The following is a 14,518-nucleotide window of genomic DNA, read 5'->3' as shown; positions in this document are numbered from 1 at the left end:
CCGGGCATCGATCGGCCGGCCAGCCCCGGACAGCTGACATTAGGTGATCTGGCGGATGTCGCCACGGAGGGTAGCCGCTAGGTTCGAGGTCGGCGGGCGCGCGCCTCCCAACGTCCCCGCCCGGGACGCGAGCGTCGGGCTCACCCGGGCGCGACCCGGCACCCCACCCCGGTCCGGGGTCGGCGGTGCCCGTGCCCGCTCGCGAGGTGCGCGGTCCCCCGGTTCCGGACGTCACGCCACCACCACTCAACGCATCCTCAACGCCGACTCAACGGCGGTCCGGTTCGCTGGGGTGCGCAGGGGCGAACTCGACAGGTTGGAACGGCATGGACATCACCCAGATGAACGCACGCGGAAGCGCCACGGGCTGACGGGGGGCGGCGAGACCGCCCCCGACCAACTCCGTCAGCCACGGACCACTCGCAACGGGAGGCTTCCCATGCTCAGCATCGACATCATCACCGGCAGCAGGGACAGGCTGCAGAACGACACCCAGCTCCAGTTCATGATCGCGCTCGGCCTCGGCCGCTTCAACATCTCGATCCACGCGGTGCACGAGACGCTGCGGGAATCCCTGCGCCACTCGGCGAACTCGGAGGTCGCGGCCTGGTTGCTCTACTCCGACGCGTTGGACGGCGACGACCTCGTCGACCTGAGGGCGCGCACCGCGGTCGAGGGCCAGCCCGCGCCCGTGGTCATGGTCTACCCCAAGGGCGCGACGGACTTCGACGCCGTGCTCCGGTCCCAGCTCGCCGGCGTGGTGACCACGGCGGACACTCCCTGGGTGCTCACCGCCGCGCTGCACTCGGCCGCGCAGCACAAGCTGTTCCTGTCCCCCGAGGTGCTCGCGACCCAGGCCTCCAGCCTGGTCAACGTGCTCCGGAGCGGGCCGGCGCCGGCTGACCTGCTGACCGAACGCGAGCAGCACGTGTTGGCGCTGCTCGCCGAGGGGCTGCCCAACTCGAAGATCGCGGTGGAGCTGTTCATCAGCAGGGCCACCGTCGGGTCGCACGTGCTCAGCATCCTGCGGAAGCTGGGGGTGTCGAACCGGACCGAGGCGGCGGCCATCGCCCACCGCACCGGTATCGCGCACCGGACGGCCTGCCGGCCCGTGGAGGCGATGGGTAGGCGCACGGTGCCGGTGTGAGCGAGGAGGGCACGCGGGGCGGGGGCCGGGCCAACCGAGCCGGGCCCCGTGCCAGGTCGTCGGCCGGACGGGGCGCCCGGGTCCTCAGCGGCGCGCCCCGGGGCGCTCGGCCGCACCCCCAGGGCAGCGCGGGGCGTCCTGGAGGGGGTCGTAGGACAGCCGGTACCCCCGTTTGATGACCGTCTGGATCACATCGGCCCGTCCCAGCGCGGCCCGCAGCCTGGTCATCGCCGTCTCCACCGCGTGTTCGTCGATGTCCTGGCTGCCGCCGGGGGCGGTTCGGAGCGCGTCGACCAGTTCGCCCCGGGGGACCACCCGGCCCGGCCGCCGCGCGAGGACCCGCAGCAGGCACATGGCGCTCGGAGGCACCGGCCGCAGCGCACCGCCCAGGACGACGGCCCGCCCGCGCAGCCAGAGCTCGGTCCCGGCCACGGGCAGCCGGGGGGAGCGGACGGCGAGCCCGTCGGCGAGTTCACGGACCAGCGCTCCCAGCCGGTACCGCTCGGGCATCACGGCGGGCACGTCGTGGTCCTCCAGCGGGGCGCGGGTCACGGGCCCGACGCAGGCCACGAGCACCCGGCCCCGCAGCGCGGCCAGCAGGTCCCGCTGCCTCCCCATCTCGGCGGCGGTGCTGAGCGTGCTCGCGGCCGCCGGGGCGCTGGTGAAGGTCAGCGCGTCCACCTCCCCCGCGCAGGCCAACGTGACGAGTCGCCGCAACGGCTCCACGTCGACGGGCCGCGTCCACCGGTAGACGGGGATCTCGATGACCTCCGCACCGGCGCCGCGGAGGGCGTCGACGAAGTGCGGCAACGGTTGCCCGTGCAGTTGCACGGCGATCCTGGCGCCCGCCACTCCCTCGGCGAGCAGCCGGGCGAGCACCTCGCCGGAGGACTCCGACGCCGGCGACCAGGCGTCGGGCAGACCGGCGGCGCGGACGGCCCCCCGCGCCTTGGGGCCACGGGCGAGGAGCCGCGCGCCCCGCAACCGGTCGATCAGCCGGTCGCCGAGGCCCCACCCGTCGGCCGCCTCGACCCAGCCCCGGAAGCCGATACCGGTGGTGGCGACCACCGCGTCGAGTCGGCCCGACAGGCATCGTCGGGTCGCCGCCACCAGGTCCGCGTCGTCGGCGAGGGGGACGATCCTGATGGCCGGGGCGTGCACCACCTGGGCTCCCCGCCGTTCCAGGAGCGCACCCAGTTCCTCCGCACGCCGGGCCGCGGTCACCCCGACGGTGTAGCCGGCGAGTGGCGGTGGAGGGTCGCGCGGTGGGGTCACGGAAGTCCGATCTCGACGACGTCGCCCTGTCGTCGAACAGCGTAGGTGGGCAGGGCCAACTCCGGGTGGGTGACATCGAGGCAACGCCCGGACCGGAGGGAGAAGACCTGCTTGTGCATGGGGGACGCCACCACCGGTTCCCCCGCTCGGTCCCCGACGATCCCCCGGCTCATCACGCTGGCGCTGCTGACCGGATCGACGTTGCCCAGGGCGTACAGTTCCCCGTCCTCCGTGCGGAACAGGGCGATGAGATGGCCGTCCACCAGCACGGGAGCACCCAGTTCTGGTCGCAGCGCCTCCCACCGGCACACCTCGCGCCACCTCATGCGCGCACCGCCTCGGGACGGATCACCGGCAGGGGCAGCGGCACGGGCCCGTCCGTGGCGCCCGGGCGGATCTGCCCGCGTTCCGTGGTGAACCGGATCGTCGGATCGGGCACGTCTGGGGAGTTCACGAAGGACACGAACCGCGCCACCTTCTCGGGATCGGCCAGCACCCCCGCCCACTCGTCGGCGTACTCGCCCACGTGACGTTCCATCGCCGCCTCCAGTTCCTCCGCGATCCCCAACGAGTCGTCCACCACCACGGCGCGCAGGTGCTCCAACCCGCCCTCCATCGCCCCGATCCACGCCGCCGTGCGTTGCAGGCGGTCCGCGGTCCGGATGTAGAACATGAGGAATCGGTCCACGAGGGCGATGAGCGCTCGGTCGTCCAGGTCGGCGGCCAGCAGTTCCGCGTGCCGGGGGGTGAAGCCGCCGTTGCCCCCGACGTAGAGGTTCCACCCCTTCTCGGTGGCGATCACGCCGAAGTCCTTCGACCTGGCCTCCGCGCACTCCCGGGCGCAGCCGGACACCCCGGCCTTGATCTTGTGGGGGGCCCGCAGGCCCCGGTAGCGCAGTTCCAGCCGGATGGCCATCGCCACCGAGTCCCCCACCCCGTAGCGGCACCAGTCGGTACCGACGCAGGACTTCACGGTGCGCAGCGCCTTCCCGTAGGCGTGGCCCGACTCGAACCCGGCGTCCACCAGCCGCCGCCAGATCAGCGGGAGCTGCTCGACCCTGGCCCCGAAGAGGTCGATCCGCTGGCCGCCGGTGATCTTGGTGTAGAGGCCGAAGTCCCTGGCCACCTCGCCGATCGTGATCAGCTTCTCCGGGGTGATCTCCCCGCCGGGGATCCTCGGCACCACCGAGTAGGTGCCGTTGCGCTGGATGTTGGCCAGGAAGCGGTCGTTGGTGTCCTGGAGGCCCGCCTGGTCCTCGGAGAGCACGTGGCCACCCGCGAGACCGGCGAGGATGGAGGCGACCACCGGCTTGCAGACGTCGCAGCCCCTGCCAGCCCCGTGGGTGCGGACCAGCTCCGAGAACGTGGTGATGCCGGTGGCCCGCACGATCTCGTACAGCTCGGCCCTGGTGTGCCGGAAGTGCTCGCACAGCGCCCGGTCCGGTTCCACCCCGCACCCGGCCAACAGGCCGCCGAGCATCGGCACGCAGGACCCGCACCCCGTGCCCGCGAGGGTGCACCGCTTCACCCCGGCGACGTCGGTCAACCCGTGCTCGGTGATGGCGGCGGTGACGTCTCCCTTGCTGACGTTGTGGCAGGAGCAGACGGTGGCGTCGTCGGGAACCGCGTCGGCGCTCAGCCCGCCGCCCCCGACCGGCGCCAGCACCTCCTCCGGGCTGGCGGGCAGCGGTCGCCCGAGCAGGGCCCGCAACGTGGGGTAGGCGCCGGCGTCTCCGACGAGCACCCCACCGAGCAGGGTTCTGGCGTCGTCACTGAGCACCAGCTTGGTGTAGGTGCCGCTGGCGGCGTTCGCGTGCACGACGTCCAGGGCGCCCGGGGTGGTCGAGTGCGCGTCGCCGAAGCTGGCGACGTCCACGCCGAGCAGTTTCAGCTTGGTGGCGGGTTCGGCCCCGCCGAAGGTGGCCGAACCCCCGAGCAGCCGGTCCACCACCGTCTCGGCCATCGCGTAACCGGGTGCCACGAGGCCGTAGGTGCGCCCCGCGACGGCGGCGCACTCACCGACCGCCCACACCCGTGGGTCCTCGGTCCGGCAGGTCTCGTCGACGAGGACACCGCCGCGCTCCCCGACCGGCAGGCCCGCCGCCCTGGCCAGCTCGTCACGCGCCCGGATGCCGGCGGAGAACACGACGAGATCGGCCGGGACCTCGGTTCCGTCGGTCAGGCGCACCGCCCGGGTCCTGCCGTCCTGGCCCGCCTCGACGGCGCCCGTCCCACTACCGGTGTGGACGACCAGGCCGAGCCGCTCGACCAGCCGCCCCAGGGTGTGACCGCCTCCCTCGTCGACCTGCAACGGCATCAGCCAGTCCGCCATCTCCACGACCTGGGTCCGCAGCCCGAGCAGTCGAAGCGCGTTGGCTGCCTCCAACCCGAGCAGGCCGCCGCCCACGACGACCCCGTCCCTCGCCTCCCCGCTCGCGGCCCTGATCCGATCGAGGTCGTCGACGGTGCGGTAGGCGAAGCACCCCGGCAGGTCGTGCCCGGGGACCGGGGGCACGAAGGGGCGGGAACCGGTGGCCAGCACGAGGGCGTCGTAGCGCACCGGCGTGCCGGCGGAGGTCCACACGGTGCGGGTGGCCCGGTCGATCGACTCGGCGACGACCCCCAACCTGAGATCGACGGCCGTGTCCCCCGCGAGTTCCCCGTCGTCGAGGCGCAGGTCGGCGAGGCCCCGCCCGTCGAGGTAGGACGACAGGCCGACGCGGTCGTAGGCGGGATGGCGCTCCTCACCGAGGACGATCACCCGCCAGCGACGTTCGTGGTCGCGGGCGCGGAACGCGGTCACGAACCGGTGACCGACCATGCCGTGGCCGACGACAACCAGGGTGCGGGTCATGCGACACCTTCCTCGTCCAGGTCGGGGCGTGCGGTGGAAGCGGGAGGGGCGGCACCCGCGCGGACCAGGTCCCCGGCGCCTGACGCCGGGGGCGGGCGGCGCGCGGCGGGAGCGGCTGCGAGCGGGACCTGGCACGACGGGACGTCCTGGTCGCGGGACTCGGGTTGGCCGGGCGCCCGGGCCGTCCCAGCGGGTTCCGGCTCCGCCGCGGCCCCGCCGTTCTCGCCCTCGGCCGCCCCCGCCGGCGCGGCGGCCGGCCCGGCACGCTCCAGCCACCGGCACAGGCCGGTGAGGGTGGCGGCGCAACCACCGCAGCCCGTGCCCGCGCGGGTCACCCTGCTCAGGGCCGGGACATCCCTGGCACCCACCCGCCAGGCGGTGACCAGCGCCCGTTTCGAGACGGCGTTGCACCGGCACACCACGGCGGTGTCGGGCAGCTCGGCGAGCTCCTGGCCCTGGGCGCCGCCGGTGGTCTCACCGAGCAACAGGTGGAACGGGTCGTCCGGCAGTGGATCACCCCGGTCGTAGAGCTGCCCGAGGGTGGCCGCCGCACGCGGGAACCCGATCAGGATCGCCCCGGTGACCCGGTCGTCACGAACCGCCAGCCGGGCGTAGCGGCCCCGCCGCTGATCGGCCATCGTGACCAGGTCGGCGGGCTCCGACGCCCTGCTGTCACCCAGCGCGGTGAGGTCGATGTCCCGCGCCTTGAGCCTCGTCACCGCGCTGGAACCCCGGTAGGCGGCGACGGGCGCCGCGCGGGTGAGCAGGGAGGCCAGGACGTCGGCCTGGTCGAAGCCGGGGGCCAGCAACCCGTACTGCACGCCGTCGTGTTCGGCGCAGTCACCGACGGCCCGGATGTGGGGGTCACTGGTGGTCAGGGTGTCGTCGACGACGACACCGCGACGCACCACCAGCCCCGCCCCGGTGGCCAGCTCGGTCCTCGGGCTGGCGCCGACGGCGACGACGACGAGTTCGGAGTGGATCTCCCGGCCGTCGTCGAGGACGAGGTGCCCGTCGCGGTAGCCCACCGGCTGGTGGCCGAGGTGGACGGTGATGCCCAGGGCACGGGTCGAGGCCAGCAGGACGGCGCCCGCCACGTCGTCGAGCTGGCGTTCCATCAGGGAGCGGGACCGGTGGACCAGGTCGACCCTCGCTCCCCGGGCGGCCAACGCCCGAGCGGTCTCCAGCCCCAGCGTCCCGCCGCCGAGGACGGTCACGGGCAGCCCGGTGCGAAGGCGGCGTCCCAGGTACTCGACGTCGTCCAGGGTGCGCAGGGCGACCACCGCCGCCCCCGGCTGGTCGGAGGGACCGGTCAGCCCCGGGGCCTCGGGCCAGACCGGTCGCGCCCCGGTGGCCAGCACGAGCACGTCGTAGTGGTGGATCGCGCCGGAGGAGGAACGCACACGGCGGCGGTCCCGGTCCACGTCCGTGACCCGCTCCCCCACCCGCACGACGACCGCCGGCCCCGGCGGCGGCAACCGGGTGTCGTCCCCGCTCAGGGTCCCCGCGACCACCGAGGGCAGCAGCACCCGGTTGTAGGCGGGACACCGTTCCGCTCCGAGCACCGTGACCCGGTGGTGCTCACCGCCTCGGGCCGTCCGGTCGGCGAGCCGGTGACCGACCGGCCCGTTCCCGACGATGACGATCCTGCTCATCGGACCTCCTCCGCTCCGGTCGAGCCGCCGGGGCCACCCGGTCCGGGCGAGGTGGTTCCGCCCGCTCGTTCGAGCCGGACGGCGCACACCTTGAACTCGGGCATCCGGCTCACCGGGTCGAGCTCGGGGTTGGTGATCAGGTTGGCCCGTCCCTCCTCGGGGAAGTGGAAGGGCAGGAACACGGTGTCGGCCCGCAGGTGGGGAACGAGGCGCACGGTGGCGGTGACGCGACCGCGCCGGGTGACGACGTGGGCCACGTCCCCGGCGGCGAGCCCGGCGCGGCCGGCGGTGTCGGGGTGGACCTCGACGTAGGGGACGGGTTCCACCGACGCGAGCTCCGGGACGCGGCGGGTCTGCGCCCCCGACTGGTAGTGGGCGAGCACGCGCCCGGTCGTGCCGTACAGCGGGTAGCCATCGTCGGGCGGCTCCGCTCCCGGGCGATGGGCGACCGGCCGGAACCGGGCCCGACCGTCCGGGTGGGCGAAGCGGTCCAGGAACAACCTCGGGGTGCCGGGGTGCGGCGCGCCCGAGGTGCGGGGGCACGGCCAGTGCAACGCCTCACCCCGGTCGAGCCGGTCGTAGTCGATCCCCGAGTAGTCGGCGCGGCCGCCGGCGGAGGCCGCGGCCAGTTCGGCGAAGACGACCTCCGGTCGGGTGGGGAACCGCCCGGCGGGCTGGCCGAGCCGGGTGGCCAAGGCGCTGAGCACCTCCAGGTCCGTGCGGACCCCGGGGGGCGGTGGCACCGCGGCCCGGCGTCGCAGCACCCTCCCCTCCAGGTTGGTCATCGTGCCGTCCTCCTCCGCCCACTGGGTGGTGGGCAGGACGACGTCGGCGATCCGGGTCGTCTCCGAGGGGACGAAGTCGGCCACCACCAGCAGGTCGAGGGCGGCGAGGCGTTCGGTGACGTGCCCGGCTCGCGGGGCGGACACCACCGGGTTCGTGCCGAAGACCAGCAGTGCCCTCGGCCCGTCGGGCCCGCCGAGGGCGTCCAGCAGTTCGTAGGCGCTGCGGCCGGGCCCGGGCAGGTCCTCGGGGCGCACCCCCCACACCCCGGCGACGTGGTTCCGAGCCGAGGGGTCCTCGATCGAGCGGTACCCGGGTAGTTGGTCCGCCTTCTGCCCGTGCTCCCGGCCGCCCTGCCCGTTGCCCTGTCCGGTGAGGCAGCCGTAGCCGCTGCCCCGCCGGCCGGGCAGGCCCAACGCCAACGCGAGGTTGATGACAGCGCTGACGGTGTCGGTCCCGGTGCTGTGCTGCTCGGCGCCCCGCCCGGTGAGCACGTAGCGGTGGGACGCCGCGGCCAGCAGCCGCACCGCCGCCCGCTGGTCGGCCACCGGCACGCCCGTGACCTGTTCGGTCCGCTCGGGCCACCAGGCGACCGCGTGCCGCCATGCCTCGTCGAAGCCGGTGGTGCGGTCCCGGACGTAGCTCCGGTCGACGTGCCCGTCGACGACGGCGACGTGCAGCAGGCCCAGGGCCAGCGCCAGGTCGGTCCCGGGCCGCGTCCGCAGGTGCAGCGCCGCCCGTTCGGCGGTGGGAGTCCGCCTCGGGTCCACCACGACGAGGTCAGCGGCGGCGATCCTGGCCATCAGCGGCGGCATCGTCTCGGCGGGGTTGGCCCCGACGAGCAGGACCACCTCCGCCGCCTCCAGGTCGGTGACCGGGAACGGCAGTCCCCGGTCGACGCCGAAGGCCGCGTTCCCGGCGGCCGCCGCCGAGGACATGCAGAACCGACCGTTGTAGTCGATCTGGCTGGTGCCCAACGCGACCCGGGCGAACTTCCCCAGCAGGTAGGCCTTCTCGTTCGTCAGCCCGCCCCCTCCCAGCACCGCGACCGAGTCCGCTCCGGCGCGGTCGACGGCGGCCCGGATCCCGGCGACGGCGCGGTCGAGAGCGGTCGGCCAGTCGGTGGGCCGCGACGGACCGCCTCGGTGGTCCCGCACCAGCGGACCCAGCAGCCGGTCGCCGGCGGAGAGCAGTCGCGGCGCCGTCCACCCCTTCTGGCACAGCCGACCGCGGTTCACGGGGAAGTCGGTGGGGCGCACCCCGATCGTGGGCCGTCCTCCCCCTCCCCCGCCCTCCTCGACGAGTTCCGTCCCGCACTGGAGTGCGCAGTAGGGGCAGTGGGTGGCGGTGGCCGCGACCACGGGCGGCGGGACCGACGCGGGTGGTGTGGAGGTCACGCTCCACCCCCCACCGCCGCCGGGGCTCCCCGCTCGGGGGCGAGGGCGCCGTTCCTGGTCCGGGGAGCCCTCAGGTACACCACCCAGGTGACCAGCACGCACAGTCCGTAGAAGGCGAGGAAGGACAGGAACGCGCCGGTCCCGGTGCCCGCCTCCCCGCCGTAGGCCGCGCGGAACGCCAGGTTGATCAGCACACCCCCCAGCGCGCCCACGGCACCAGCGATGCCGATCACCGCGCCGGTGATCCGGCGCACCCACCTCGCCTCCGTCCCGGGCGCCGCCCCGGGTGCCCGGCTGGTCGCCCGCGCCCGGAACACCACCGGGATCATCTTGTAGGTGGAGCCGTTCCCCACGCCGGTCAGCACGAACAACACCGTGAATGCCCCGATGAACAGCCGGAACGACCCCTGGGACGAGGCCAGGACCAGCAGCCCGGTGCCGGCCGCCATCGCCAGGAAGGTCCAGAACGTGACCAGGGCGGCGTCGAACCGGTCGGACAACCAGCCACCGACCGGGCGGCTCAGCGAACCGAGAAGAGGTCCGACGAAGGTCAGGGAGGCGGCCTCCACCGCGCTGAACCCGAACTGGGTCTGGAGGACGAGACCGAAGGCGAAGCCGTAGCCGATGAAGGACCCGAAGGTTCCCACGTACAGCAGGGAGATCAGCCACGTGTGGGGTTCGCGGACCGCCTCCCGCTGGGCGTCGCGGTCGGCGCGGAGCCCGGGCAGGTTGTCCATCCGCACGGCGCAGGCCAGGGTGACCAGCACGATCACGGGCAGGTACACGGCGGCGACGTAGGCGGGGCTGGTCGACCCGGCCACCGAGATGACGGCGAGGCCGACCAGCTGCACGGCGGCGACCCCCAGGTTCCCGCCACCCGCGTTCAGCCCGAGCGCCCACCCCTTGTGCCGTTCGGGGTAGAAGGCGTTGATGTTGGTCATCGAGGACGCGAAGTTCCCGCCGCCGACACCCGCCACCGCCGCCACGACGAGGAAGACCCAGAACGGGGTCTCCGGCCGCTGCACGAGGATCGCGGCCAGCAGCGTCGGGACCAGCAGGACCGCCGTGGCGGCGACCGTCCAGTTCCGGCCGCCGAAGCGGCACACCCACCCGCTGTAGGGCAACCGGAGCAGGGCACCGACCAGCGTCGGCGTGCAGACCAGCAGGAACTTCTCGCCCGAGGTGAAGTGGAAGCCGATCTCCGGCGTCATGAAGAGCACCATCACCGACCAGACGCTCCACACCGAGAACCCGACGTGCTCGGAGAGCACCGAGAAGAGCAGGTTGCGCCTGGCGACGTGCCGGCCCGTCCGCTCCCAGAACTCGTGGTCCTCCGGGTCCCAGCGCTCCAGGCGTCGGTCACCGGACGGGTGGGCAGTGGCGTCCGTCGTCACCGGCACGGCGGTCTCCTCTCGCGGCTGGCGGGAGCCACGCTAGGCAGCGCCTGTTACCGGCCGGGGTCGCCGCGTTACGCCGAGCGGAAAAGGTCCTCACAGGGGGCGGGCGGCGGCGGTGAGGCTCCGACCCCCTCGGGCCGTGTGGGGTCAGCCGAGGGTGTCGGCCACCACGGCCGCCGCCGCCGCGACGGCCTCGGCCCGCCCTCCCGCGTCCCGCTCGGTCCGGCTGGTCAGCACGGCGAGGACGATCGGCGGGGCGTCCGGCCGGAAGGCCACCGCGATGTCGTTGCGGGTCCCGTAGAAGCCGCCTCCCGACTTGTCCACGACCCGCCAGTCCGAGGGAACGCCCGCGCGCACCAGCTCGTCACCGGTGGCGTTGCCCGACATCCAGTCCTCCAACACCGCGCGCCGTTCGTCGGTCAACGCGTCCCCCAGCAGCAGGGTCCGCAGGGTCGTCGCCAGCGCCCTGGGCGTGCTGGTGTCGCGGTCGTCGCCCGGGACGGCGTCGTTGAGCTCCGTCTCGTACCGGTCGCTGCGGGTCACCTCGTCGCCGAGTTCGCGCAGCCTCCGTTGGAAACCGGCCGGTCCGCCGAGTTCGGTGAGCATCAGGTTGGCCGCGGTGTTGTCGCTGTACCGCACGGCTGCCTCGCACAGCGCGTCCAGGCCCAGCCCGGCCCCGACGTGCGCCTCGGTGACGGGTGAGTGGGAGACGAGGTCGCCCTGCTGGTAGGGGATCACCTGGCCCATCCGCTCGTCGGAACTCACCAGCAGGACGGCCCCGGCCGCGACTGCCTTGATCGTGGAGCAGTACGCGAAACGTTCGTCGGGGCGGTGGACCAGCGCGCGGCCGCTCCCGGTGTCGAGGGCGTACACCCCCAGCCGCACGTCGTGTTCCCGTTCGACGCGTTCGAAGGCCGCCTCCCGCTCCTCCGGCGAGGGCGAGGGGGCCGGCGGGGCTGGTGGGGAGGGCACGGCCCCGCCCGCGGGTTCCGGCCCGGCTCCGGTCGACGCGCAGCCCGCCAGGGGGACGAGCGCGGCCAGTGCGAGCAGGGAACGGCGGGACAGGTCGTGTGGCATCGCGGTGGTGTCCTCAATCGTCTCGACCCGGGGTCCGGTCCACCCGCCGAGCGCCTCGGCGGGTCCCCCTCCCGGGGTTGGGCGTGGACGCGAACTCGCCGTGGTCCGGGTGTCCGGTCTCCCGGTGGACGCGGGGGCCCCGGCGGGGGTTGCGAGTGCCACTCGGCCGGGGACGAGGAGCATCGTCACCGGCACGGCGGACGTGGGCGCCCGCCGGGTCAGGCTCGGGACTCCCGGAGGCCGTGGGGGAGGAACCGGATCACCCGCACCCCCGGCCGCCCCGCGTGGGCGGCAAGGGGGTCGTCGGCCTCGGGGCCCGGGATGGCGGAGCGGTGGGCTTCGGGAGAGGTCCACTCCGCGTAGTTGAGGACGCGGCTCCCGTCGAGGCTGAGGTGGAAGTGGGCGGCGAGCAGTCCGGGCAGGGGCGCGTCATGCCCGGTCTCGTGCTCGGAGGCCCCGTCGAACATCTCGTCGACCCACTTCCTCGCCGCGGCCGGATCGGCCTGGCCAAGGTCGACCACGACGGTGACGGCGCAGCCGGTGGGCTCGCGGAGGTCGGTCACGCTGCTGCGGTAGAGCTGGTACGCGGTTCCCGCTCGCGCGGGTTCCGGGGGGCGCGTGTCCTCGGCCCCCGTGCCCCCCGGCCGGGGGTCGGCCCACTGCTCGTACTCGAGCAGCGTGTTGCCGGTGACGCTGCGCAGGCACGCCCTGCTGAGCAGCCCCGCTGGCCAGTCGTGGGCGTCCCACTCGGCGATGACGGCGTCGGCGGCGCGTGTCGTGTCCTCGCCGCGCGTGTCGCGTTCCCTGACCACCACAGTCCAGGAGTCGGGGCGGGTCACGTTCGGTAGTGCGGAAGCGGGCATTCGCGGGCTCCTGGGAACGTGCGGGCGGTCGTCCTCGCACGGTACTGAGGGGGTTGCCCGCCGATCGAACCGTTTTCCGCCGGGCCGGTCGGCGGCCGTGAGCCGCCGGTCGCCCGCCGAGGGGATCCACCGAAGGAGTCAATCCGAGGCTGAACCGTTCCGGTGTCAGGACGCAGCTGACTAGCGTTGCCGGATGGCCAGCAGCAGCGGGCGGTCCCTCCGCTCCCGGGCGGTGGGCGCCCGCCTCCGGCAGGCCCGGTTGGCCGCCGGGATGTCCCCCCGCACCGTGGCGACGAGGGTGGGTGTCCCCGTCGGCGTCGTCGGCGGGTGGGAACGCGGGGACACGCTGCCCACCGCCGCGCAGGCGGCCGCCTACCTGACGGAGGTCGGGGTGGGGGCCGGGGAGTTCGTCAGCGTGACGGCGGAACTCCTGGAACTGGCGGAACGGCGCCGGGAACGCCGGCGGTGGGCCGCGCCGAACCCACCGGACGGGACGGAGCCGTCCGATGCGGACACCAGCTCGATCGTCGAGGCCTCGGCGTTCCTGGTACCCGAGGTGGTACGCACGGCGGAGTACGCGCGCGCCTGGCTGACGGCACGGGGCACTCCGACGTCGGTCGTGGAGGCGGAGGTCGCCGCCCGGCTCGAACGCCAGGAGATCCTGCACCGGCCACGACCCCCCACCCTGCGGGTCCTCCTCGGCGAGCCGGCGGTGCGTCCGGGTCCCGACCTGGGCCGGGCCGGCCCCGCCGTGTTGGCCGGTCAGCTGTGGCACCTGTTGGAGCTGGTGAAGCTCCCCCACGTGCGCGTCCAGGTCGTGCCGACCGCGAGGCTGGCCGCCCTCCTCGCCGTCGGGGACTTCCAGTTGCTGGAGTCGGAGCGGGTACCCCCGCTGGTCAGGTTGGACCTCGCCGCGGGGACCACCGTCCTCGACGGAGCGGGGCGCGCCGCCCCCTACCGGCTGGCGGCCGAACGCGTCGGGGGGATGGCGCTGTCCGACCAGGAGTCGGCGGCGTTGCTGGACCGCCGTGCCCGCGACCTCGCGAGGGACTGACACCAGGGCTCGAACCGCTCGGCAGCGGTCCGGGGAAAACCTCACGGGCGCTCCGCGACCGCTGTCCTATGCTCCGCCGATGATCAACGGAGTTCGGAACTTCCTCAGCGGCGTGGGCATGCTGGGGCGCGGGTTCGGGCTGGTGACGCGCACACCACGCCTTCTGCTGCTCGGCGCGTTGCCCGCCCTGCTGACCTCGGTGCTCCTGCTCGGCGCCATCGCCGCCCTGGTGTACTACTCCGGGGACCTCGCCGCGCTGGTCACGCCGTTCGCCGACGACTGGGCGGCTCCCCTTCGGGCGTTGGTGCGCGTCGCCGCCGGCGTCGCGGTGGTGGCCCTGGCGCTGACCGTGTCGATGCTCAGCTTCACCGGGATCGCGCTGGCGATCGGCGGACCGTTCTACGAGGCGATCGCCGAGCGCGTCGAGGACGACCTGGGAGGCGTTCCCGAGTCTGAGGAGGCGTCCTGGTGGCGCTCCTTCTCGGTGGGACTGGGCGAGACAGCGCTACTGGTGCTCATCGCGGTCCTGGTCGCGATACCCCTGTTCCTCATCGGCCTCATCCCCGTCGTCGGTTCGGTGCTGGCCCTCGTGCTGGGTGTCCTGGTCAACGGCTGGCTGCTGGGGCTGGAGATGACGGCCGTCCCCTTCGGTCGCCGTGGCCGCACCCTCGGGGAGCGTCACCGCTGCCTGCGGCGGAACCGGATGCGCGCGTGGGGGTTCGCGCTGGCCACCTACCTGCTGCTCCTGGTGCCCTTCGCGGCACTCCTGGTCATGCCGGCCGCGTTGGCCGGCGGGACCCTCGTCGCTCACCGAGCGCTGACCGAGGACGAGGGGGCGACGACCACCGGCGGGTGACCTCCGCGCCTCGGCGGTCCCGGTGGCCGTGTCCGGTCGGGGACGCTGCCGGTCCTCGCCCCCGACCGCGCCGGGGACGGCGCACCGGTGGCCGCTCCGATGCGAGCTCAACCGGGTGCCGGGGTCGTGGCGGATCGGCTCCCCGGGTGCCCCCTCCGCC

The 14,518-nt window shown here is 74.1% G+C and carries 11 protein-coding genes; 3 read left to right on the top strand and 8 right to left on the bottom strand.

The features are described 5' to 3' along the window. Positions 1–439 precede the first annotated feature (439 nt). Entirely contained in the window at positions 440–1,147 is a 708-nt protein-coding gene (locus C1701_RS18060) for a helix-turn-helix transcriptional regulator (protein ID WP_051313876.1), read from the top strand. 84 nt (positions 1,148–1,231) lie between these two features. Here the strand turns inward: C1701_RS18060 and C1701_RS18055 are convergent, their stop codons facing one another. The 8 genes from C1701_RS18055 to C1701_RS18020 form a co-directional block, all read right to left on the bottom strand. Next, the gene (locus C1701_RS18055; protein WP_337661802.1) at positions 1,232–2,371 is read right to left on the bottom strand and encodes a uroporphyrinogen-III synthase; all 1,140 of its coding nucleotides are present in this window, start codon (positions 2,369–2,371) and stop codon (positions 1,232–1,234) included. Between the two features lie 47 nt (positions 2,372–2,418). Further along, a complete protein-coding gene (nirD, locus tag C1701_RS18050) occupies positions 2,419–2,748 on the bottom strand; it encodes a nitrite reductase small subunit NirD (protein ID WP_026418564.1) in 330 nt (109 codons plus the stop codon). Further along, positions 2,745–5,276 carry a nitrite reductase large subunit NirB gene (gene nirB, locus C1701_RS18045; RefSeq protein WP_026418565.1) on the bottom strand — a complete coding sequence of 844 codons (2,532 nt, stop codon included), beginning with the start codon at positions 5,274–5,276 and terminating at the stop codon, positions 2,745–2,747. Before nirB ends, nirD begins: the two co-directional genes overlap by 4 nt. Then, positions 5,273–6,931: an FAD-dependent oxidoreductase gene (locus tag C1701_RS18040; protein ID WP_081715396.1), complete on the bottom strand. Its 1,659-nt coding sequence runs from the start codon at positions 6,929–6,931 to the stop codon at positions 5,273–5,275. The genes nirB and C1701_RS18040 overlap by 4 nt, the downstream gene beginning before the upstream one ends. Continuing rightward, the gene (locus C1701_RS18035) at positions 6,928–9,111 is read right to left on the bottom strand and encodes a molybdopterin oxidoreductase family protein (protein ID WP_103056304.1); all 2,184 of its coding nucleotides are present in this window, start codon (positions 9,109–9,111) and stop codon (positions 6,928–6,930) included. The genes C1701_RS18040 and C1701_RS18035 overlap by 4 nt, the downstream gene beginning before the upstream one ends. Next, the gene (locus tag C1701_RS18030; protein ID WP_103056303.1) at positions 9,108–10,511 is read right to left on the bottom strand and encodes an MFS transporter; all 1,404 of its coding nucleotides are present in this window, start codon (positions 10,509–10,511) and stop codon (positions 9,108–9,110) included. Before C1701_RS18030 ends, C1701_RS18035 begins: the two co-directional genes overlap by 4 nt. 144 nt (positions 10,512–10,655) lie before the next feature. Further along, positions 10,656–11,585: a class A beta-lactamase gene (bla, locus tag C1701_RS18025; RefSeq protein WP_103056302.1), complete on the bottom strand. Its 930-nt coding sequence runs from the start codon at positions 11,583–11,585 to the stop codon at positions 10,656–10,658. Between the two features lie 218 nt (positions 11,586–11,803). Continuing rightward, positions 11,804–12,448, bottom strand: coding sequence for an antibiotic biosynthesis monooxygenase (locus C1701_RS18020; protein ID WP_103056301.1), 645 nt, complete (start codon positions 12,446–12,448; stop codon positions 11,804–11,806). A gap of 193 nt (positions 12,449–12,641) precedes the next feature. On the opposite strand from C1701_RS18020, the gene C1701_RS18015 reads away from it, so the two are divergent. Continuing rightward, positions 12,642–13,502, top strand: coding sequence for a helix-turn-helix domain-containing protein (locus tag C1701_RS18015; RefSeq protein WP_030105464.1), 861 nt, complete (start codon positions 12,642–12,644; stop codon positions 13,500–13,502). 79 nt (positions 13,503–13,581) lie between these two features. Continuing rightward, a complete protein-coding gene (locus tag C1701_RS18010; RefSeq protein WP_103056300.1) occupies positions 13,582–14,358 on the top strand; it encodes an EI24 domain-containing protein in 777 nt (258 codons plus the stop codon). Positions 14,359–14,518: the final 160 nt, after the last annotated feature.

This window comes from Actinoalloteichus sp. AHMU CJ021 (assembly GCF_002895405.1).
Lineage (GTDB): Bacteria > Actinomycetota > Actinomycetes > Mycobacteriales > Pseudonocardiaceae > Actinoalloteichus_B > Actinoalloteichus_B caeruleus.
The sequence above is the reverse complement of the archived record's forward strand: the minus strand, read 5'-3'. Positions and strand labels throughout refer to the sequence as shown.